General features: G+C 77.3%; 18 protein-coding genes and 3 tRNA genes. 11 read left to right on the forward strand and 10 right to left on the reverse strand.

Annotated elements, in window-relative coordinates; genetic code table 11:
- Nucleotides 1-87: 87 nt before the first annotated feature.
- The 3 genes from ACRYMN_RS14250 (at nucleotide 88) to ACRYMN_RS14260 (ending at nucleotide 2,831) form a co-directional block, all read left to right on the forward strand.
- Nucleotides 88-163, forward strand: a tRNA-Arg gene (locus ACRYMN_RS14250).
- Between the two features lie 113 nt (nucleotides 164-276).
- Nucleotides 277-1,515: a hypothetical protein gene (locus ACRYMN_RS14255; RefSeq protein WP_432496308.1), complete on the forward strand. Its 1,239-nt coding sequence runs from the start codon at nucleotides 277-279 to the stop codon at nucleotides 1,513-1,515.
- A 125-nt stretch (nucleotides 1,516-1,640) separates the two neighbouring features.
- The gene (locus ACRYMN_RS14260; RefSeq protein ID WP_432496311.1) at nucleotides 1,641-2,831 is read left to right on the forward strand and encodes a glycerophosphodiester phosphodiesterase; all 1,191 of its coding nucleotides are present in this window, start codon (nucleotides 1,641-1,643) and stop codon (nucleotides 2,829-2,831) included.
- A 70-nt stretch (nucleotides 2,832-2,901) separates the two neighbouring features.
- On the opposite strand, the gene ACRYMN_RS14265 is transcribed toward ACRYMN_RS14260, so the two are convergent.
- Nucleotides 2,902-5,196 carry a peptidase M6 gene (locus ACRYMN_RS14265; protein ID WP_432496313.1) on the reverse strand — a complete coding sequence of 765 codons (2,295 nt, stop codon included), beginning with the start codon at nucleotides 5,194-5,196 and terminating at the stop codon, nucleotides 2,902-2,904.
- Nucleotides 5,197-5,369: 173 nt separating this feature from the next.
- Here ACRYMN_RS14265 and ACRYMN_RS14270 point away from each other — a divergent pair, with 173 nt between their 5' ends.
- The gene (locus ACRYMN_RS14270; protein WP_432496316.1) at nucleotides 5,370-5,900 is read left to right on the forward strand and encodes a low molecular weight protein-tyrosine-phosphatase; all 531 of its coding nucleotides are present in this window, start codon (nucleotides 5,370-5,372) and stop codon (nucleotides 5,898-5,900) included.
- A 73-nt stretch (nucleotides 5,901-5,973) separates the two neighbouring features.
- Here ACRYMN_RS14270 and ACRYMN_RS14275 read toward each other — a convergent pair whose 3' ends face one another.
- From ACRYMN_RS14275 to ACRYMN_RS14290, 4 genes are all read right to left on the reverse strand, one after another.
- Nucleotides 5,974-7,017 (reverse strand): GNAT family N-acetyltransferase, encoded by a 1,044-nt coding sequence (locus tag ACRYMN_RS14275; RefSeq protein WP_432496319.1) that lies wholly within the window; start codon nucleotides 7,015-7,017, stop codon nucleotides 5,974-5,976.
- 79 nt (nucleotides 7,018-7,096) lie between these two features.
- Nucleotides 7,097-7,618, reverse strand: a complete 522-nt coding sequence (locus ACRYMN_RS14280) for a methylated-DNA--[protein]-cysteine S-methyltransferase (RefSeq protein ID WP_432496322.1) — start codon at nucleotides 7,616-7,618, stop codon at nucleotides 7,097-7,099.
- Between the two features lie 14 nt (nucleotides 7,619-7,632).
- Nucleotides 7,633-9,132 (reverse strand): malate:quinone oxidoreductase, encoded by a 1,500-nt coding sequence (locus ACRYMN_RS14285; RefSeq protein WP_432496325.1) that lies wholly within the window; start codon nucleotides 9,130-9,132, stop codon nucleotides 7,633-7,635.
- 74 nt (nucleotides 9,133-9,206) lie between these two features.
- The gene (locus ACRYMN_RS14290) at nucleotides 9,207-10,388 is read right to left on the reverse strand and encodes a PrsW family intramembrane metalloprotease (RefSeq protein ID WP_432496327.1); all 1,182 of its coding nucleotides are present in this window, start codon (nucleotides 10,386-10,388) and stop codon (nucleotides 9,207-9,209) included.
- A 124-nt stretch (nucleotides 10,389-10,512) separates the two neighbouring features.
- On the opposite strand from ACRYMN_RS14290, the gene orn reads away from it, so the two are divergent.
- The gene (gene orn / locus ACRYMN_RS14295; RefSeq protein ID WP_432496344.1) at nucleotides 10,513-11,136 is read left to right on the forward strand and encodes an oligoribonuclease; all 624 of its coding nucleotides are present in this window, start codon (nucleotides 10,513-10,515) and stop codon (nucleotides 11,134-11,136) included.
- A gap of 106 nt (nucleotides 11,137-11,242) precedes the next feature.
- Nucleotides 11,243-11,318, forward strand: a tRNA-His gene (locus tag ACRYMN_RS14300).
- Nucleotides 11,319-11,382: 64 nt separating this feature from the next.
- Here ACRYMN_RS14300 and ACRYMN_RS14305 read toward each other — a convergent pair.
- Nucleotides 11,383-11,700 carry a hypothetical protein gene (locus ACRYMN_RS14305; RefSeq protein WP_432496329.1) on the reverse strand — a complete coding sequence of 106 codons (318 nt, stop codon included), beginning with the start codon at nucleotides 11,698-11,700 and terminating at the stop codon, nucleotides 11,383-11,385.
- Between the two features lie 111 nt (nucleotides 11,701-11,811).
- Here ACRYMN_RS14305 and ACRYMN_RS14310 point away from each other — a divergent pair, with 111 nt between their 5' ends.
- Complete coding sequence (locus ACRYMN_RS14310; protein WP_432496331.1) at nucleotides 11,812-12,201, forward strand: GvpU-like protein; 390 nt, start codon at nucleotides 11,812-11,814, stop codon at nucleotides 12,199-12,201.
- A 48-nt stretch (nucleotides 12,202-12,249) separates the two neighbouring features.
- Here ACRYMN_RS14310 and ACRYMN_RS14315 read toward each other — a convergent pair whose 3' ends face one another.
- Nucleotides 12,250-12,954, reverse strand: coding sequence for a hypothetical protein (locus tag ACRYMN_RS14315; protein WP_432496333.1), 705 nt, complete (start codon nucleotides 12,952-12,954; stop codon nucleotides 12,250-12,252).
- Between the two features lie 203 nt (nucleotides 12,955-13,157).
- On the opposite strand from ACRYMN_RS14315, the gene ACRYMN_RS14320 reads away from it, so the two are divergent.
- Nucleotides 13,158-13,343: a hypothetical protein gene (locus tag ACRYMN_RS14320; protein WP_432496336.1), complete on the forward strand. Its 186-nt coding sequence runs from the start codon at nucleotides 13,158-13,160 to the stop codon at nucleotides 13,341-13,343.
- Nucleotides 13,344-13,470: 127 nt separating this feature from the next.
- Nucleotides 13,471-13,546: transfer RNA gene (locus ACRYMN_RS14325), tRNA-Lys, on the forward strand.
- A 64-nt stretch (nucleotides 13,547-13,610) separates the two neighbouring features.
- Here ACRYMN_RS14325 and ppk2 read toward each other — a convergent pair.
- From ppk2 to ACRYMN_RS14340, 3 genes are all read right to left on the reverse strand, one after another.
- On the reverse strand, nucleotides 13,611-14,480 hold the full coding sequence (gene ppk2, locus ACRYMN_RS14330; protein ID WP_432496346.1) for a polyphosphate kinase 2: 870 nt from the start codon (nucleotides 14,478-14,480) through the stop codon (nucleotides 13,611-13,613).
- A gap of 158 nt (nucleotides 14,481-14,638) precedes the next feature.
- Nucleotides 14,639-16,291, reverse strand: coding sequence for an alkaline phosphatase D family protein (locus tag ACRYMN_RS14335; RefSeq protein ID WP_432496338.1), 1,653 nt, complete (start codon nucleotides 16,289-16,291; stop codon nucleotides 14,639-14,641).
- Nucleotides 16,292-16,570: 279 nt separating this feature from the next.
- Nucleotides 16,571-16,828, reverse strand: a complete 258-nt coding sequence (locus ACRYMN_RS14340; protein WP_432496340.1) for a CDGSH iron-sulfur domain-containing protein — start codon at nucleotides 16,826-16,828, stop codon at nucleotides 16,571-16,573.
- Nucleotides 16,829-17,052: 224 nt separating this feature from the next.
- Between ACRYMN_RS14340 and ACRYMN_RS14345 the strand changes: the two genes are divergently transcribed.
- Both ACRYMN_RS14345 and ACRYMN_RS14350 read left to right on the forward strand, forming a co-directional pair.
- Entirely contained in the window at nucleotides 17,053-18,063 is a 1,011-nt protein-coding gene (locus tag ACRYMN_RS14345; protein ID WP_432496349.1) for an iron-containing redox enzyme family protein, read from the forward strand.
- Nucleotides 18,060-19,100 (forward strand): glycosyltransferase family 2 protein (locus tag ACRYMN_RS14350; RefSeq protein ID WP_432496342.1); only part of this gene is annotated, 1,041 nt, incomplete at its 3' end. The genes ACRYMN_RS14345 and ACRYMN_RS14350, both read left to right, overlap by 4 nt.

Consider the following 19,100-nt stretch of genomic DNA (forward strand, 5'->3'; position numbering starts at 1 on the left):
GGACGGTCCGCGGCCCGCCGAGCGCCCGGCGCGGCCCGCCGCGCGCGGCTGCGGCTAGACTCGCCGGGCCCGCGGCAGCGCGGGCGGGCCCCCGTAGCTCAGGGGATAGAGCATCGGTTTCCTAAACCGTGTGTCGCAGGTTCGAATCCTGCCGGGGGCACCAGCAGCACCGCCGGCCGTCCGCGCGGGCACGCCGCGGTGGACGACGGGTGGACGCTCGCACCGGATCGCCCCGGAGCCCTCCCGGCGCGCCCCGCGCGTCCGTAGCGTGGCGGCGTGGACCGGCTGGGCACGGGCACGGCGGTGGGCGCGAGGACCGGCACGGCGAGGGGCGCGGCGCGGGGCGCGGGACCGGTCGCGGCCGCGGCCTGCGTGACCCTGCTCGGCGGTGCGTGGGCGTGGGCGCTGGCGGCCACGAGCACCTGGGCGGTGCACGCCGGGGAGGCCCGGGCGCTGGGGCCCGGGCACACCCCGGACCTGCCCGGCGAGGGCGAGATCGCCCTGGTCTCGCACGACGTGCGCCTGGCGGCGCTGGCGGCGCTGTGGTGCGCCTCGGCGCTCCTGCTGGCCCCCCCGCGCGCCGCGCGCGCCGCGCGGGCCACCCGGCGGCGGGTGCCGGCGTCGGCGCCCGTGCGGGTGCGGCTGGCGGCGTGGCTGGGCGCCGGCGCCGCGCTCGTGGCGGCCAACGCGCTGCTCGGGCCGGCGGTGGACGGGCGCTCCCCCGCGCCGGCCGCGGCGCTCGTGCTGCTCGCCACGGCCGCGGGCACCGCGCTGGGCGCCGCGGTGGGCGCGGCCGCGGGGGCGGCGCGGGGGCGGGCGGGCCGCGCGGGCGCCGGCGCTCCCGCGGCCGCGGCCGCGGACGGCGAGCGCTGGTGGTGGCTGGCCGCCGCCGGCGCGCTGGCCGCGGCCACGGCGTGCGTGGCCGTGCTGCAGGGCCTGTCCACCCCGCGCTACGTCCCCTGGGCGCCCGGGGAGCTGCACACGGCCAACGCGCTGGTGACGCTGGTGCTGCTGGCGGTCTCCGCGGCGTGCGCGCTCGGGTGCGCCGGCACCACCGCGGACCCGCTGCCCCGCCCCGCGCGCGCCGCGCTCGTGCTCGTGCCGAGCGCCGCGGCGGCGCTGCTGCTGCTGGACCCGGCCGAGCTGCTGCTGCGCGCGCGCGAGCAGCCGGAGGTGACCGGCCCGGCGCTGGTGGCGGCGCTGGCCCCGTTCGCGCTGGTCGCCGGCCCCGGGCGGCGCGCGCCCTCGCGGCGGCGGACGTGGACCACCGCGCTGGTGCTGACCGCCCTGGCGGGCCTGGCGGCGGTGGCGCTGCCGGTGCTCGCCCCGGCGGTCCTGGCCGGGGGGTTCCTCGGCCTGGCGCTCACCGCGCCCGCGGGGGCGTACGTGGGCTACGACGGCGTGCCGGTGACCGGCGCGGGCGGCCCGTGGGCGCTGGGCGCGCTGGTCGTCCTGACCGTCCTCACCGGCCCGGGCGGGGACGAGACGCCCACCGCGCGGCCCGCGCCGTCCTGAGGGGCGCCCGGTCCGCGACCGCGCTCCCCGCACCGCGGCCCCCGTACCGCGGCGTCAGCGGTCCGTCACCGGGATTTCGTCGAGCGGTCGCTGTGCGGACCCCGTGCAGCGACAGGATCCGCCCTGTGAGATCGCGCACCGTCGCCGCCGCCACGCTGGCCGCCGCCACGTTCCTGACCCCGCTGACCGCCGCCACCGCCACCGCCTCCTCCGACCACCGTCCCGGCACCGGGCGCGGGTGGGCGTGGGGCCAGGACCGGGACCACCGGTGGCAGCCCGTCGAGCCGCTGGTGGTCGGCCACCGCGGCGCCTCCGGCTACCGCCCGGAGCACACGCTGGCCTCCTACCAGCTCGCCGCCCGCCAGGGCGCCGACGTCATCGAGCCCGACCTGGTCTCCACCAAGGACGGCGTGCTCGTGGTGCGCCACGAGAACGAGATCTCGGGCACCACCGACGTCGCGGACCACCCCGAGTTCGCCGACCGCCGCACGACGAAGACGATCGACGGCGTCGAGCTGACCGGCTGGTTCACCGAGGACTTCACGCTCGCGGAGCTGAAGACGCTGCGCGCCGTGGAGCGCCTGCCCGAGCTGCGCCAGGAGAACACCGTCTTCGACGGCGCCTACGAGGTGCCCACGTTCGAGGAGGTCCTCGACGAGCGCGAGCGCCTCTCGCGCGAGCTGCGCCGCGAGATCGGGATCATCCCCGAGATCAAGCACTCCACCTACTTCGACTCCATCGGGCTGTCGATGGAGGAGGGCGTCGTGCAGGCGCTGCGCGAGCACGGCCTGAACCGCCCGGGCTCCGGCGCGACCGTGCAGTCCTTCGAGCTGACGAACCTGATCGAGCTGCGCCGCGAGCTGGGCCTGCGCGCGGACTCGGTGTTCCTGACCTCCTCCAGCGGCGCCCCGGCGGACCTGGTGGACGCGGGCGACCCGCGCACGTACGCGGACCTGCTGACCCCCGCCTCGCTGCAGGAGCTCGCCGCCGACGTCACCTCCATCGGCCCGTCGCTGGACCAGGTGGTGGCGCTGGAGGCCGACGGCACGCTGGGCGAGGAGACCACCCTCGTCGACGACGCGCACGCCGTCGGCCTGGAGGTGGTTCCCTACACCCTGCGGGCGGAGAACAACTTCCTGCCGGTGGACTACCGCGTGGGCGAGGACCCGGCCGACTTCGGCCGCGTGCTGGACCTGGCGGTCGTGTACTTCGAGGCCGGCATCGACGGCATCTTCACCGACCAGCCCGACCTCGGCGTCGCGGCGCGCGAGCGCTTCCTCGCCGAGCAGGCCGAGGGCGAGCGCCGCGCCGGCTGACCCGGCGCGCCACGACGACGCCCCCGCGACCTGCCGGTCGCGGGGGCGTCGTCGTGCCGGGACGCCGCGCTCAGGCGGGGCCGCCGCCGGGCTGGAGGTTCCCGTTCACGCGCAGCTGGTACGGGGCGTACGAGCTGATCGTCTCGGTGGGGTCGTCGGCCGTGACGAGCACGGCGGCGACGTCCGGGGTGAACCCGAGGGCGCGCCTGACGGAGGTCAGGGTGGTGAAGCCCCAGCGGGTGCGCACCACGGGCAGCTGCACGACCGAGACGCGCCGCTGCGAGTAGCCCACCAGCTGCACGGTCCAGCCGGCCACCTCGGTCGGGTCCGCCTCGCTCAGCGACATCCAGGTGGACAGGTCGGTGGCGTCGGCCACCGGCTGCCCGCCCAGGGCGAGGCCGCGCACCCGCACGCCCTCCTCCGCCACGCCGCCGTCGGTGAGGTAGCGGACCGCCACCCGTACGTTCTGCCCGGCGTAGGCGGAGGCGTCGAAGACCTGCGCGCCGGAGACCTCCCCGGTCAGGCCGGGCAGCTGGGCGGCGATGCGCGGGTCGGCCTGCTCGGCGGCCTCGGTGGTGGTGCCCTGGCTGGACAGCGAGACCCAGGCGCCGGTGGCCGGGTCGAGCACCTGCACGACGGCGAAGTCGTAGCCCTTCTCCGCGTCGACCTCGAGGTCCACGGTGACGGTCGGGTCGGCGGCCGGGACGGTGACCTCGCGCACGATGCCGCGGTCGAGGTCGTCGCCGCTGCCGGAGTACAGCGCGCCCTCCTCCTGCACCCACTCCACCGGGGTGGTCGGGTAGGTCGTGGCGCCGCGGAAGGTGACGAAGCCGCGCTCGACGTAGCCGGAGGCGTCGCGCAGGCGCACGAAGTCGGCGCCGTTGACCGGCGCCCCCGGTGAGTCGTGGCTCTGCGGGCTGTCCCAGTTCACCTTCGCGTTCAGCGACGCGGGGTTGAGCACGGAGGCGTCCCCGCGCCGGACCCGGGCGCCGGCGTCGATCGCGCCGTCCACGGCCATCGCGGCCAGGAAGTCGTGCAGGACGTCCAGGGCGCTGACGTCGTGGCCGTGGCGCCGCAGGACCGCGTCGAGGCCGGCCAGGCCGCCCTCGGGCTCGTTGTGCAGCTCGGTCAGGAAGTCCCGGCCGAAGCGGTCGGAGAGGTAGACCATGAGCGCCATCGCGGCGCCGTAGTCGGTGAGGATCTCCGGGGCGCCCTGGTCGCCCCACCGCGTCAGCGAGTTCTCCGGGCCGCCGTAGGACTCCTGCTCGTTGAAGCCGAGGAACGTGGCGATGTCGCTCTGCGCGTCCGGCGCGTCCGGCGCCGGGGACGGGTCGCTGTACCCGACGAGCACCTCCGCCCACGTCGACAGGCCCTCGTTGACCCAGGAGACCTCGTCGGGGTCGGCGTAGCCCTCCAGCAGGTGCTGGTACTCGTGCGCGAAGGTGCCCTCGTAGGTGCGCGGGTTCGGCTCGCCCAGGCCGGGACGCTGCAGGAACTCCGCGCAGGCGAGGTAGTCGGCCTCGGCGGAGTCGTCCGGCGGGTTGTCGCCGGTGCGGTGCAGCCAGTCGAAGCCGTCGATCGTCATGACGTTGCGGTCGACGAGGTCGTTGAAGACCGAGTAGAAGAACCCCGCGATGTAGGTGCGGCCGTTCTGGTTCGTGGGGTCGTAGTAGTTCTGGTCGCGCACGTTGTCGATGAGCGCGACGGTGCGGCGGCCCTCACCGGTCCAGTACCCCTCGGGGTAGCCCGCCTGGGGCAGCGCCTCGTCGAGGACGGCCTCCTCGCCGCTGCGCTCGGTGGCCACGGAGAACTCCTCGGACTCCACCGGCAGGATCTTCTCGTCGAACTCGCGCACGAAGCTCGCGACCTGCTCGTCGGTGACGACGGTCAGGGCACCGCCGCCGACGGTGTTGCGGCAGTCACCCTCGGGGAAGGAGAGGTCGTCGGAGACCCACACCTCGATGTTCTCCCCCACCCCGCGCAGGGTGTAGCCCTGCACGGTCACGACGCTGTCGACGACCTCGCCGTCGGGGGTGACGCCGCCGTCGACCAGGGACGGCCAGTCGCGCTGGTCACCGACCTGGGCGGGCCCGTCGTCGGCGGATCCGTCGGCGGGGGCGGCCAGCAGCGCGCGCGCCTGCGCACCCGCGGCGCCCGTGGCGGGGGCCGCCTCGGCCGGGGCGACCACGGGCAGGGGCGCGCCGTCGCGGTACTCGCCGTCGAGCAGCCGCACGTCGGGGGCGGGGGCCTGCTGCGCAGCGGGGGCGACGGCCGGGGAGGCCACCGCCGCGGCCGGGACGGCGAGCGCCGTCGCGGAGAGCGCGGCGATCGCGATGCGACCTCCGCGTGTGGGGTCCAGACCCATCGCGTGTCCTCCTGGGGTACCTCGGCACCGGTGCGCCCGGGCCGGTGGCCCAGAGCATCTACTGCGTCACAGTGCGCGCACAAGCCCTGCGTTCACCCCCGGTGCTCAGCAGTACGCCCGCAGTGACGGCAGGTGCGCGCGCCGGCGCCGCCGGGGGACGGCAGGATGGCCGGGTGCCCTACCGCGTGATGACCGTGTGCACCGGCAACATCTGCCGCTCCCCCATGGCCGAGTCCGTGCTGCGCCGCCGCTTCGCCGAGGCGGGCCTGGACGGGGAGGTGGTCGTGGACTCCTCCGGGATCAGCGACGAGGAGGACGGCAACCCCGTGGACCGCCGCGCCCGCGCGGTGCTGACCGACGCCGGCTACGACGTGCCCGAGCACCGCGCCCACCGGGTGAGCCGCGCCGAGATCGCCTCGCGCGACCTGCTGCTGGCGATGACGGCCCGGCACGCGCGCTGGCTGCGCACGCAGGCGCCCGACGAGGCCTCCGCGGGACGGGTCGTGCTGTACCGCTCGTTCGACCCCGACGCGCCGGCCGTGGACGGCCCCGGCGCCGTGGCCGACGAGTCCGACCTGGACATCGCCGACCCGTGGTACGGCGACCGCGGCGACTTCGAGGAGGCGCTGGCGCAGATCGAGGCCGCCGCCGACGGGGTCGTGGAGCACGTGCGCCGCGAGCTGGCGGCCCGCTCGCGCTCCTGAGCCGGTCCGGGGGCGGTCACCGGCGGGAGGGCCTGCGCGGGTCCCCGGGTCCCCGGGTCCCCAGGTCCCCGGGTCACACGGGCAGCGCCTGCACGGCGTGCCGGTGCACGGTGCGGTACCCGGCGGACTCGTACAGGCCCACCGCACCGGAGGGGTTCTCGCTGTCCACCTCCAGGGAGACCGCGGCCATGCCGTCGGCGCGCGCGGCCAGCGCCACCGCGCCCAGCAGGGCCCGGGCCAGCCCGGCGCGGCGGTGCGGGCGGCGCACCCCCAGGGAGCCGAGGTCGGCGACGGGGAAGCCCAGCCCCTCCCAGTCGGCCACGTGGGCGTAGGCGAGCGCGTACCCGGCGACCTCGCCGTGCTGCGGGCCGCCGACGCGCACCGCGACGCGGCTCCAGTCGGGGCGCGCCTCGCGGTGCCCGGTCACGCGGGTGCGCCAGTCCTCGCGCGTGAGGGGCTGCGACATCCAGTGGTCGGCGAAGGCCTCGGCGTGGGCGGCGCGCAGCCGCTCGTCGAGCTCGCCCGGGTCCACCCCCAGCTCCCGCGCGGCGCCCGCCAGGGCGAGCAGGCGGTACCCGTCGGGCACGGCCGGCGCCGCGGGCACCGGCGGCTCGGCCCCCGGGCGCAGGTCGCGGTGCATGGTGGCGAACCAGCGCAGCACCCGCAGGCCGTGCGCCGCGCACAGCGCCGCGAGGTCCGCGCGGTGCTCCTCCACGGTGCACCACAGCCAGGCGGGCACCGGGCCCAGCTCGGCGCGGCGCTGCGCCGCCCGCTCGCGGGCCACGTCCGCGCCCCAGCGCAGCAGCGCGGAGCCGACGCCGCGCCGGCGGTGGGCGGGGTCCACCACGCCCGCCAGGAAGAGGCGCAGGTGCTGCACGTCGCCCGCGCGCAGCCCGACCAGGCCCGCGGCGCGCAGCTCGCCGTCCCCGTCGAACCCGCCGGTCGAGTGCCGCGCCGGGTCCAGGCCCTCGGCGTGCAGGTCCTCGGCCAGGTCCTCCTCGGTCCACCGGTACCGCGGGCGGTCCACCGGCTCGGCGCGGCGCAGCAGCGCGGCCCAGGCCGGGACGTCGGCGTCGGTCAGGGGGCGGGCGCGCAGGCCGGGCAGGGTGTGCTCCACCCCGCCTGCCTACCGCCGCGCCGCACGGGCGGCAACGGCTCCCCCGCCGCCTCCCCCGCCGCGCGCCGCCGTGCGCCCCTCAGAACAGCCGGCCGCCGCCGTCGGCGTCCGGCTCCTCCAGGGAGAGCAGGAACCGCTTGCGCCACAGACCCCCCGCGTACCCGGTCAGGGTGCCGTCGGCGCCCACGACGCGGTGGCAGGGCACGAGGATCGAGAGCGGGTTGCGCCCGTTGGCCGCACCGACCGCCTGCGCGTGCCCGGGCCCGCCCACGGCGCGCGCCAGCTCGCCGTAGGTGACCACCGCGCCGAACGGGACCTCGCGCAGCGCCGCCCACACGCGCTGGTCGAAGGCGGGCCCGCGCGGGGCCAGCGGCAGGTCGAAGGCGGTGCGCCCGCCGGCGAAGTACTCCGCCAGCTGCTCGGCGACGTCGGCGAAGGCACCGTCCTCCCGCGGGCCGAGGTCGGCGGGCACGCCGCCGCGGTGGTCGGGGTACCACAGGCCGACCAGCCCGTCCTCGTCGCGCGCGCAGGTCAGCTCGCCCAGCGGCGAGGGCAGCAGGCCGTGGCGCACCGAGCCGTCGAGCACCGAGCCGTCGAGCACCGCGGGCCCGGTGCTCAGGCCGCCAGGCGCAGGGCGTCGGTGGTGCTCGCCAGGGTGCGCGCCAGCAGGTCCGGCTCGTCGGACAGGGCGCGCCCGTAGGAGGGCACCATCTGCACCAGGCGCTCGCGCCAGGCCTCCTGGTGGGCCGGGAAGCACTGGCGCAGCAGGCGCAGCACCACGTCGACGGCCGTGGAGGCGCCCGGGGAGGCGCCCAGCAGCGCCGCCACCGAGCCGTCGGCGGCGTGCACGAGCTCGGTGCCGAACTGCAGCACGCCCCCGCGCGGGCCCTTCTTGATCACCTGCACGCGCTGGCCGGCGGTCAGCAGCTCCCAGTCCTCCGCGCGCGCCTGCGGGTAGAACACCCGCAGCGCCTCCAGGCGCTGCTCCGTCGACTGCGCCAGCTGCTTGGCCAGGTACGTCATCAGCGGCACGTTGTCGCGGGCCACGGCCAGCATGGGCAGCAGGTTGTCCCCGCGCACCGAGCGGGGCAGGTCCAGCAGCGAGCCGCGCTTGAGGAAGCGCGGCGAGAACCCCGCGTACGGGCCGAACATCAGCGAGCGCCGGCCGTCCATGACGCGGGTGTCCAGGTGCGGCACGGACATCGGCGGGGCGCCGACCTCCGCCTGCCCGTAGACCTTGGCGGCGTGGCGCTCGACGACCTCCGGGCGGGTGCAGCGCAGCCACTGCCCGCTGACGGGGAACCCGCCGAAGCCGCGCCCCTCGGGCACGCCGCTGCGCTGCAGCAGGTGCAGCGCCCCGCCGCCGGCGCCGACGAAGACGAAGGGGGTGGAGACCTCGAAGGTGCCGCCGCCGGAGGCGGTGCCCCTGACCGTCCAGCCCGAGCCGCGCCGGGTCAGGTCGGTGACCGCGTGCCCGGTCAGCAGCTCGACCCCGCGGGCGGCGGCCCCGGTCAGCAGCGCGCGCGTGAGGGCGCCGAAGTCGACGTCGGTGCCGGCGGCGGAGCGGGTGGCGGCGATGCGCTCGCCCGGGTCGCGCCCGGCGGTCAGCAGCGGCGCCCACCGCCCGATCTCGGCGTGGTCGGTGGACCACTGCATGCCCGCGAACAGCGGGTGGCGCGAGAGGGCCTCGTAACGCGCGCGCAGGAACTCCACGTCGCGCGAGCGCACGAAGCTCATGTGCGCCACGGGGTTGATGAACGTCGACGGGTCGCCGAGCACGCCGGTGCGCACCAGGTGCGACCACAGCTGGCGGCTGACCTGGAACTGCTCGTTGATCGCGACGGCCTTGGTGATGTCGACGGTGCCGTCGGCGCGCGCCGGGGTGTAGTTCAGCTCGCACAGGGCCGAGTGGCCGGTGCCGGCGTTGTTCCAGGCGTCGGAGCTCTCGGCGCCGGGGGTGTCCAGCTTCTCCAGGACGAGCACCGACCAGTCCGGCTGCACCTCGGTGAGGACCGTGGCGAGGGTGGCGCTCATGACGCCGCCGCCGACGAGGACGGCGTCGTAGCGGTTCGCAGCGGGCAACGGGCTCACCCTCAGTCTCTCGTGCGGCTCCATCGACCCCGCAAGGCTACGTCCTGGCGCGTGCGGGGCGGCCCCCGGGACGGCGCCGGGTGCCGCACGTCACACGCTCAGCGCTCGCGGGCCCACGGCTCCGGCTCGCGCGGGCCCGCGGGCCCGGCCACCGCCCGCGGCGGCGGCAGCAGCGCCAGCAGCCGGGCGCGCTCGGCGGCCAGGCGCTGCAGCAGCGCCAGCTCCTCCTCCGGCGAGCCGGGGTCGGTGCCGCGGCGCATGCGGTCGCGCCGGAAGGCCAGCTCGGTGGCCGTCTCCTGGAAGTCGCGCAGCGCGCGCACCCCGGCGCGCCCGCCGGCCGCGTGCACGGCCGCGCGCGCCGCGCGCCGCCCGGAGCCGGTGCTCAGCACCCGCACCTCCTCCGGGCGCAGCCAGCCGGTGCGCACGTACACCTGCAGGCAGCGGTCCACCAGGCGCGCCTCGCGGGCGCGGGCGGCGGCGGCCACGCCCAGGGCGGCGACGAAGACGGGCACCTGCAGCAGCAGGTACAGCTCCACGAAGGCCGTCACGCCGCTGCTCGCGCTGGCGTTCCACAGCGAGTGCAGCCCCACGGCCAGCACGAGCCCGGCCAGCGGGGCCAGCGCGCGCACCGCGGCCGGCCCGCGCCCGGCCGCCAGCCCCAGGCCCACCCCCACGGCCATGGTGAACAGCGGGTGGGCGAACGGGGAGACCACGCAGCGCAGCACGAAGACCACCACCAGCGCGGCCGGCTCGTCGTCGCCCAGGGCCCGCCCGAGGTAGAGCACGTTCTCCAGGTAGGCGAAGCCGACGCCGACGAAGGCGGCGTAGACGATGCCGTCGACGACGCCGTCGAACTCGCGGCGCTGCTTGAGCAGCAGCAGCAGCACGCCCAGGCCCTTGAGGACCTCCTCCACCACGGGCGCGACGAGCACGGAGGTGTTCGTCACGTCGCCCACGGCGCGGTCCAGCAGCTTCGAGGACAGCGAGTTGAGCACCAGCGCGCCCAGGCTGGCCACGCACGCGCCCCAGCCGAACGCGAACGCCAGCAGGTGCGGTGGCTCGGCCTCGTGGCGGTCCAGCCACAGCACCGCCGCCAGCACCGGGCCCACCGGCACCGCGGCCAGCGCCAGCGCCGGCAGCGCACCGGACAAGCCGACCTCCATCGTCACCGCCGAGAAGCTCAGCGCGCCGCACACCAGGAGCACGGCGACGGTGAGCACCAGCAGGGACCGCCGGGGCGCGGGGGCCGCGACGGCGGCGCGCTCGCTCTCCACCGGCACCCCGCGAGCGTAGCCGCGGCGGCGCCCGCGGCCACCGGGACGCCCGGAGGGACCCGGTGCGGGGCGCGGCGCTGGCTAGGGTGGCCCGGTGAGCAGCTCAGCGCCGGGCAGGGCCGGCGACCGCGTGCAGGACCGCATCGTCTGGGTCGACTGCGAGATGACCGGGCTGGACCTGGAGCGCGACGCGCTGGTGGAGGTGGCCGTGCTGGTCACCGACGCCGACCTCAACGTGCTCGGCGACGGGGTGGACGTCGTGGTCAAGCCGCCGCAGGGGGCGGTGGAGGGCATGGAGCGCGTCGTGGTCGACATGCACACCTCCTCCGGGCTGCTGGCCGAGCTGCCGGCCGGGCGCACGCTGGCCGAGGCCGAGGAGATCGTGCTGGAGTACGTGCGGCGGTGGGTGCCCGAGCCGCGCCGCGCGCCGCTGGCGGGCAGCTCGGTGCACACCGACCGCGCCTTCCTGGCGCGCGACATGCCGGAGCTGACCGCGCACCTGCACTACCGCCTCATCGACGTCTCCTCCGTCAAGGAGCTGGCGCGGCGCTGGTTCCCGCGCGTGTACTTCCACACCCCCCGCAAGCACGGCGGGCACCGCGCGCTGGCGGACATCCGCGAGAGCATCCAGGAGCTGAAGTACTACCGCGAGGTGCTCTTCGTGCCGCAGCCCGGCCCGGACTCCGAGACGGCCAAGGCCGCCGGCGAGCGCCTGGAGCTGCGGCCCGAGCCCGCCCCCGAGCCCGGCGCCTGAGCGCCGGGACCCGTCCGGGCGAGCGGGCCGGGGTGCGCGGGCGGGCCCGGCGGCGCTCGGCGTGTATGCTCCCGTCGTCACGGCGTGCCCGGCACGACGTCACGTGGTGGGTGTAGCTCAGCTGGTAGAGCACCTGGTTGTGGTCCAGGAAGTCGCGGGTTCAAGTCCCGTCACTCACCCCACCGGAGAGGCCCCGTCCCGCACACGCGGGGCGGGGCCTCTCAGCGCTCCCGGCGCTCCCGGCGCTCAGGTCCCGTTCGAGGTGCGCACCGGCTTGCCCTCCGGCGTCGGGCGCGGCACGAGCCGCTCGGCCTCCTCGCGCACCTGGGCCTCCTGCACCTCGTCCAGCCCCAGCTCGCGCACCAGCCGCCCCACGGCGGCCTCGTACTCGGCCCAGGCGCCCACCCGCCCGTCGTTGTACTCCTCCACGGACGCGGCGCGCGTGGAGAACCGCGTGTGCAGCTCCTGCACGTGCTCCTCGTGCCGGCGCACCAGCCCCTCCAGCTGCGTGGTCGCCCACTGCAGCCGGTCGCCGGTGCCGCTCTCGCTCTCCGTCTCGCTCATGGCGTCCACCCTGACCGCCGCGGCCGGGGGCCGCACCCCGTGACCGGCGCACCGCTCCCCCGCGGCCGTCGCGGCGTGCCGCCCCGCCGCGCCGCGTCCTAGGGTGAGCCCGTGCCCGATCACGACGTGCAACCGATCCTCGACGCCGGTGGAGACGCGGTCCTCGAACTGCTCGCGGCGATGGCGGACCGCGGCATGGTCCTCGACATCACCCTCTTCGCCGGCGGCCAGGTCGTCTCCGGCACCCTCGTGGGCCGCGACCGCTGGCTGGAGCACTTCCAGCAGCGCGCCGCGCGCGGCGGGGCCGGGGGCACCCGGATCGCCGAGCAGGTGCAGGCCCTGCTGCGGGCGGCCGACCAGCGCCGCGGCGGGGACGAGGGCTCGCGCGACTACCTGCACATCCTCAACGCCCAGGTCGACGGCACCCAGCGCATCGCCGAGGGCCTGCTGTGGCGCGGGCGCATCAGCGAGGTGGCGGGCTGGTCGCTGGGCTCGCTGTGACGGCGCGCCCGCGGTGACGGCGCGCCCGCGGGGTGCAGCGGGGGCGGCTCAGCCGCCGGCGCCCGGTTCCGGCGGGGCCGGCGCGGACGGCGGGGCGGGCGGCGCCGACGGGGACGCCTCGCGCTCGCGGGCGGGCGCACCGCCCGCCCCGCCGGCCCCGCCCAGGCGCAGCAGCTGCTCGCGCAGCCACGCCAGGTAGGCGTCGCGGTCCGCGCGCAGGCCCAGCGAGACCACCGGGCCGGCCGGGGTCTCCCAGGCGCCCGCGCCGGCGACCGGCAGCACGACGACGTCGAGGCGGAAGGGCCTCAGGTGCCCGCCCAGCTCGCGCTCCACGCGCGCCAGCAGCGTCGTCTCGAACAGCGCCGTCGGCGTGCGGGTGAGCACCCGCTCCTCCAGGCGGCGCACCCGCCCGGCCCAGGCGACCGCCTCGTCGATGCCCAGCTCGGCCACCCCGCGCAGCTCGGGCATGCCGCGCAACCCCGGGAAGGACGGCGGCAGCAGCGAGGTCAGCGCGTCCGGGCCGCCGGGGAAGGCGCCGGCCCACCAGCGGGCCCACTGCTGCGCGGCGGCCTCGGCGCCGGCGGGCGGGGTGCCGCCGGCGCCCAGCGGGCGGGCCGGCGGGTCCAGGGGCGGCAGGTCCGGCACGTCGGCGGAGACCGGCGGGCGCAGCCCGGCCGCGTCGCGCAGGTGCAGCGCGAGCAGCAGGGCCTGGGGCATGGACAGGTGGATCCCCCACCGCCCGGCGCTGCGCACCGACCCACTGTGCCGCGCCCCGGCCGGAGCCGTCCACACGGCGGCACCCGGGGCGGCGGCCGGTGACGCGCGGCGACGGGGCTGCTCCGGACGTGTCCTCGTGCCCCGGCACGCCTCAAGGGGGTGCGCGGGCCCGACGACGACGTAGGGGTCACACCCACCCCGGGCACGTCGGCCCGGGCACGTCACCACTGGAGGACGCCATGTCGCACGACGACGCGACGAGGGAGGCCGCGGCCCCGCACGGCGCCGAGCCCGTCATGGAGCTGCTCTCCGAGCACGTCCCGCTCTCGCTCATCCTAGACATCGCCTCGCCCGGGGGACCGCGCTCGGCGGAGCTGCTCGCCAGCGAGGGGCTGCCCGAGGACGAGTGGTGGGCCCGGTCCTGACGCACCGCCGGGGCGGGGCCCGAGCGGCCAGCGCGCCGGCCCCCGGCCCGGCCCCCGGCTCCGCCCTCGGCCCGGCCCCCGCGGATTTCGCGGGGGCCGGGCTGGACTGCTAGAGTCCTCTCTCGTTGCGCCGTTAGCTCAATTGGCAGAGCAGCTGACTCTTAATCAGCGGGTTCGGGGTTCGAGTCCCTGACGGCGCACCACCCCCGGAGGGCCGTGGCAGCAGTGCTGCCACGGCCCTCCGTCGTCCCCGCCCCGCTCGAGCCCTCAGGAGGCGGCCGACTGCGCCGGGCGCCGGTCGGCCTCGAGGATGCTGCGCGCACCGACCACGAGCAGCGGGTCGGGCGAGCCCACGACGGCCGCGTCCTTGCCCGCGTAGTCGAAGCGGCTGAGCACCACCCGCATCGCCTCCAGGCGGGCGCGCTTCTTGTCGTTGGTCTTCACGACCGTCCACGGCGCGAAGGAGGTGTCGGTGCGGGCGAACATCGCCTCCTTGGCGGCGGTGTACTCGTCCCAGCGGTCCAGGCTCTCCAGGTCCATGGGGCTGAGCTTCCACTGCCGCACCGGGTCGACCTGGCGGATCGCGAAGCGGGTGCGCTGCTCGGCGCGGGTGACGGAGAACCAGAACTTCACCAGGTGGATGCCGTCGTCGACGAGCATCTGCTCGAACAGCGGCGCCTGCCGCATGAACCGCTCGTACTCCTCCTCGGTGGCGAAACCCATGACCCGCTCGACGCCGGCGCGGTTGTACCAGGAGCGGTCGAACAGGACGATCTCCCCGCCCGCGGGCAGGTGCGCGACGTAGCGCTGGAAGTACCACTGGGTGGACTCGCGCTCGCTGGGCTTCTCCAGCGCCACCACGCGCGCCCCGCGCGGGTTCAGGTGCTCGGTGAACCGCTTGATCGTGCCGCCCTTGCCGGCCGCGTCGCGCCCCTCGCACAGGACCACGAGGCGCTCGCCGGTGTCCTTGACCCACTTCTGCAGCTTCAGCAGCTCGATCTGCAGCAGGCGCTTGACCGGGTCGTACTCCGAGCGCGGCAACCGCTCGTCGTAGGGGTAGTCCTCGCGCCAGGTGTCCACGGGGGTGCCGTCCGCGCGCACGAGGACGGGGTCGTCCTCGTCGTCGAGCACCCTCATGCCGCTCTCGGAGAGCAGGTCCACGATCGTCTCCCGTCACCGCCGTGCGTCCTCGCCCCGACGAGGCTAGTGCGGCCGCCGGGCCCGCGCCCGGCGTGACGGGCCGGTCGGGCGCGGCCCGCTCCGGCGCGGCCCGCCCGGCCGCGGGCCCGGCGGGTTCAGCGGCGGTCCTGCGGCTGCAGGGCCACCGACCACAGCGCCGCGCCGTCGATGCCGCGCAGCGTCACGGTCATCTCCTCGGAGGCGGGGTCGACCTCGACCTCGCCGAAGTGCTGCCAGCCCTCGGCCGGCGAGGTGTTCGGGTGCGGGGGCGCGGCCTGGAAGACCACCTGCGGGCCGAAGGTCGCGTCGAGCGCGCTGGGCCCGAACGCACCGGCGTGCAGCGGGCCGGAGACGAACTCCCAGAACGGGTCGAACTCGGTGAACGTCGCGCGCGCGGGGTCGTAGCGGTGCGCGGCGGTGTAGTGCACGTCGGCGGTCAGCCACACGTGGTCGCGCACCCCGCGCCGCTGCAGCTCGCGCAGGATCCAGGCGATCTGCCGCTCGCGGCCCAGCGGGACGCCCGCGTCGCCCTGGGCGATCGCCTCCACGCCCGCGGGCGGGGTCGCGCTGTCCGGCACGACCAGGCCGATCGGCATGTCGGCCTGGACCACCTTCCAGGTGGCGCGGGAGGCGGAGACCGCCTCCACGAGCCAGCGGGCCTGCTCGGCGCCGAGGATCCCGCCCTCGGGACCCACGCCACCGGCGGCGGCGCCGTTCGCGTTGGAGTCGCGGTACGAGCGCATGTCGAGGACGAAGACGTCCACCAGCGGGCCGTGGGAGAACGAGCGGTACACGCGCCCGCCGCGGCGCTCGGAGATCGGCACGTACTCGCGCCAGGCGCGCTCGCCGCGCGCGCGCAGCACGTCGACGTCCTGCACGGTGTAGCGGTCGTCGGCGATCACCTGGCCGGGGTACCAGTTGTTGTGCACCTCGTGGTCGTCCCACTGGTTCACCTGCGCGACGCCGCCGACGAAGGCGCGCAGCGCGTCGTCGTCGAGGTTGTAGCGGAACGCGCCGCGGAAGTCGTCGAGGGTCTCGGCGACGTGCGACTTCTCCTCGGTGACGACGTTGCGGTACACGGTCCCGTCGGGCAGCTCGACGTCCCCGGTGATCGGGCCGTCGGCGTAGACGGTGTCGCCGGAGTGCAGGAAGAAGTCCGGGTCGCGCTCGGCCATGGCCCGGTAGATCGGGAACCCGCCGATGTCGGGGTTGCGCCCCCAGCCCTGCCCGGCCTGGTCACCGCTCCACAGGAACCGGACCCGCCGGCGGTCGCGCCAGGACGGCGCGGTGCGCAGGAACCCCTCGACCGCGTCGCCGTCGGGGCGGTGCGCGTCCGGGTCGGCGACGACGACCCGGTAGTGCACGTCGGCGCCCGAGGGCAGCCCGCGCAGCTCGACGCGGCCGGTGAAGTCGCTCTCGGGGGTCAGCAGCGGACCGGGCACCCAGCGCGTGCGGCGCCGGAAGCGCCCGGTGGAGGAGACCTGGACGAACATCCGCGCCGGGCGGTCCGAGCGCGTCCAGACCACCGCCCCGTTCGCGGTGACGTCCCCGGACTGCACGCCGTGCGTGACCACCGGCGCTGCGCGGCGCACCAGCGGCACGGCCACCACCGCCCCGCCCGGCACGAGCAGGCCGGCTCCCCCGGCCACGGCCAGCGCCCCGCCCGCGCGCAGCAGACCGCGGCGCGGCAGGGTGCCCGCAGCCGGTGCCGGCTCGGCAGCGGCGGTGGGGAGGGCGTCGGGAGCGGGTCCGGAGCGGGGAGCGGGCACGGGGACCTCCGTCGTCGGGTGCGCGCGCCCACCCGCGTCGGCGGGCGCCCGGCCGCCCAGCCTGCCCACCGCGGGGGCCCGGGGGGTGACCCGCGGGCGACGCCGTCGTGAACTCGCCCCGACCGCGGGGCGCGGTTGCGGGGTGCGGGGCTCGCACCTAGCGTGCGCCGAGGGTCCAGACCGGTGCCCGTTCGCGGTCCGCACCGCCGACCCGGAGGGACCGATGCCCCGCTCCCCGTGCCCGAGCAGCCCTCCCCCGGAGGCGCTGCGGGAGCGCGCTCAGGAGCCCGTCGACGCGTCGACGGGCGGCCGGCGGGTGCGCCGCTTGTGGGAGCCGTCGCAGAACGGCGGCTCCGCGCTGCGCCCGCAGCGGCACAGCGCCACGGTGCGGCGACCGGGGTCCAGCCGCGCGCCGTCGCCGTCGAGCAGCGTCACCGGCCCGCGCAGCAGGAGCGGCCCGGCGGGGCAGACGGTGACGGTGACCTCGTCGGCCCGGGGGCCGGCGGCCCGCTCGGGCGGGGCGCTGTGCGGTTCCACACCGGTCTTCCTACCCACCGGGGCCGCTGAGCGCACCCGCGGGCCGGCGCCGCCCCCGCCCGGCGCCGCGGCGCGACGATGCACCCGCCCCCACGCAGACCAGACAGGACGAGCACATGACCACGACCGCACCCGGCCGGAACCTCGCCGTGACGACCGCCCCCGACGTCCCCACCACCCCGGGCGCGCCCGTCGCCGCCGACGCCGACGCCGACGCCGACCGCCTGCCGGTGCCGCCGGCGCGCGGCCCGCTGAGCGCGGCGCTGCTGGAGCACCTCCTCGGCCGCGCCGGAGCGCCCACCGCGCAGCGGCTGCGCGAGCTGGCCGCGCGCACGGCGGCCGACTGCGGCGACCCGCTGCGCGACGAGGACGTGCAGCTGTCGCTGTTCCTGCTCTACGAGCTGCACTACCGCGGCGTGCGCGGGGTGGACGACCGCCTGGAGTGGGACCTGGGCCTGCTGGCGGTGCGCCAGGAGCTGGAGGGCCCGTTCGAGGCCGCGGTGCGCGCGCTCGTGCGGGTCCCGGACGTCGCCGTCGAGGACGTCGCCGAGGCGCTGTTCGCGATGGCCGCCGGCGACGACGGCCCGGGCGTGAGCGCGTTCGTGCAGCGGCGCGCCACCCTGGAGCAGGTGCGCGAGTTCCTCGTGCACCGCTCGATCTACCACCTCAAGGAGGCCGACCCGCACACGTGGGCGATCCCGCGCCTGGCCGGCGGGCCGAAGGCGGCGCTGGTGGAGGTGCAGGCCGACGAGTACGGCGGCGGGCGCCCCGAGCGCGTGCACGCGGCGCTGTTCGCGCGCACGATGCGCGCGGCCGGCCTGGATGACTCCTACGGCCGCCACCTGCCCTCCGTGCCGGCGACGACGCTGGTGGGCTCGAACGCCATGTCGCTCTTCGGGCTGCACCGGCGCCTGCGCGGAGCGGTCGTCGGGCACCTCGCGGTGTTCGAGATGACCTCCTCGCTGCCGAACAAGGCCTACGGCAACGGGTTCCGCCGGCTGGGTTTCGACGCCGACGCCACCTGGTTCTTCGACGAGCACGTGCAGGCGGACGCCGTGCACGAGCAGATCGCCGGCCGGGACCTGGCCGGTGCGCTGGCCCGGCGCGAGCCGGGGCTGGTCGGCGACGTCCTGTTCGGCGCGGCGGCGGCCCTGGCGCTGGACGCGATCGCCGGCGAGCACCAGCTCTCCCGCTGGGAGCAGGGGCGCAGCTCGCTGCTCGACGCGCGGCCGTGACCTCGCTCGAGGCGCCGCCCGCCCCCGCGCGCGGGCGCGCGGGCGGCCCGGCGGCCGAGTACGTGGTGCCGCTGCGGTGGCTGGAGCCCGCGGACGCGCAGGTCGAGGAGATGGGTTCCTACCTGTCCTCGCTGCGCGGCCTGGTGGACGTCACCGTCGTCGACGGCTCGGCGCCGGAGCAGTTCGAGCGGCACGCGGCCGCCTGGCGCGGCAGCGGGGCGCGGCACGTGCGCCCGCGGCCGTGGCCGGGGCGCAACGGCAAGGTGGCCGGGGTCGTCACCGGCGTCCTCGCGGCCCGCCACGAGCTCGTCGTCGTCGCCGACGACGACGTGCGCTACGGGCCGGCGCAGCTGCGCGCCGTGCTGGACCTGCTCGCCGGCGCGGACGCCGTGCGCCCGCAGAACGTGTTCTCCCCCGCGCCCTGGCACGCGCGCTGGGACACCGCCCGCTCGCTGGTCAACCGGGCGTTCGGGGCGGACTACCCCGGCACGATCGCGGTGCGCCGCAGCACCTTCGAGGCGATGGGCGGCTACGACGGCGACGTGCTGTTCGAGAACCTGCAGATGCTGCGCACGGTCCGCTCGGTGGGGGGCCGCGTCGTGGCGGCCTCGGGGGTCTACGTGCGGCGCCTGCCGCCGACGGCGCGCCACTTCCTGGGCCAGCGCACCCGGCAGGCGTACGACGACTTCGCCCAGCCGTGGCGCCTGGTGGTCGAGGCCTCCTGGCTGCCGCTGCTGGGCCTGGCCGCGCTGCGCGAGCGGGGCGCGCGGGCCGCGGGGCTGGGGGCACTGGCGGCGGTGGCCGTGGCGGAGGTGGGCCGGCGGCGCCACGGGGGCCGGGCGCACTACCCGGCCACGGCCGCGCTGTGGGCGCCGCTGTGGGCGGCGGAGCGGGCGGTGTGCGTGTGGCTGGCCGTCGGCTCGCGGGCGCGCGGGGGGGGGGGGGGGGGGGGGGGGGGGGGGGGGGGGGGGGGGGGGGGGGGGGGGGGGGGGGGGGGGGGGGGGGGGGGGGGGGGGGGGGGGGGGGGGGGGGGGGGG

The sequence above is a fragment of the Kineococcus gypseus genome (assembly GCF_050871305.1).
Classification (GTDB): domain Bacteria; phylum Actinomycetota; class Actinomycetes; order Actinomycetales; family Kineococcaceae; genus Kineococcus; species Kineococcus gypseus.

Excerpts from the sequence above, each read along its gene's own strand:
- ACRYMN_RS14265 (WP_432496313.1), bottom strand. The coding sequence starts at position 5,196 with ATGGGTCTGGACCCCACACGCGGAGGTCGCATCGCGATCGCCGCGCTC.
- ACRYMN_RS14285 (WP_432496325.1), bottom strand. The coding sequence starts at position 9,132 with ATGGAGCCGCACGAGAGACTGAGGGTGAGCCCGTTGCCCGCTGCGAAC.
- ACRYMN_RS14305 (WP_432496329.1), bottom strand. The coding sequence starts at position 11,700 with ATGAGCGAGACGGAGAGCGAGAGCGGCACCGGCGACCGGCTGCAGTGG.
- ACRYMN_RS14320 (WP_432496336.1), top strand. The coding sequence starts at position 13,158 with ATGTCGCACGACGACGCGACGAGGGAGGCCGCGGCCCCGCACGGCGCC.
- ppk2 (WP_432496346.1), bottom strand. The coding sequence starts at position 14,480 with ATGAGGGTGCTCGACGACGAGGACGACCCCGTCCTCGTGCGCGCGGAC.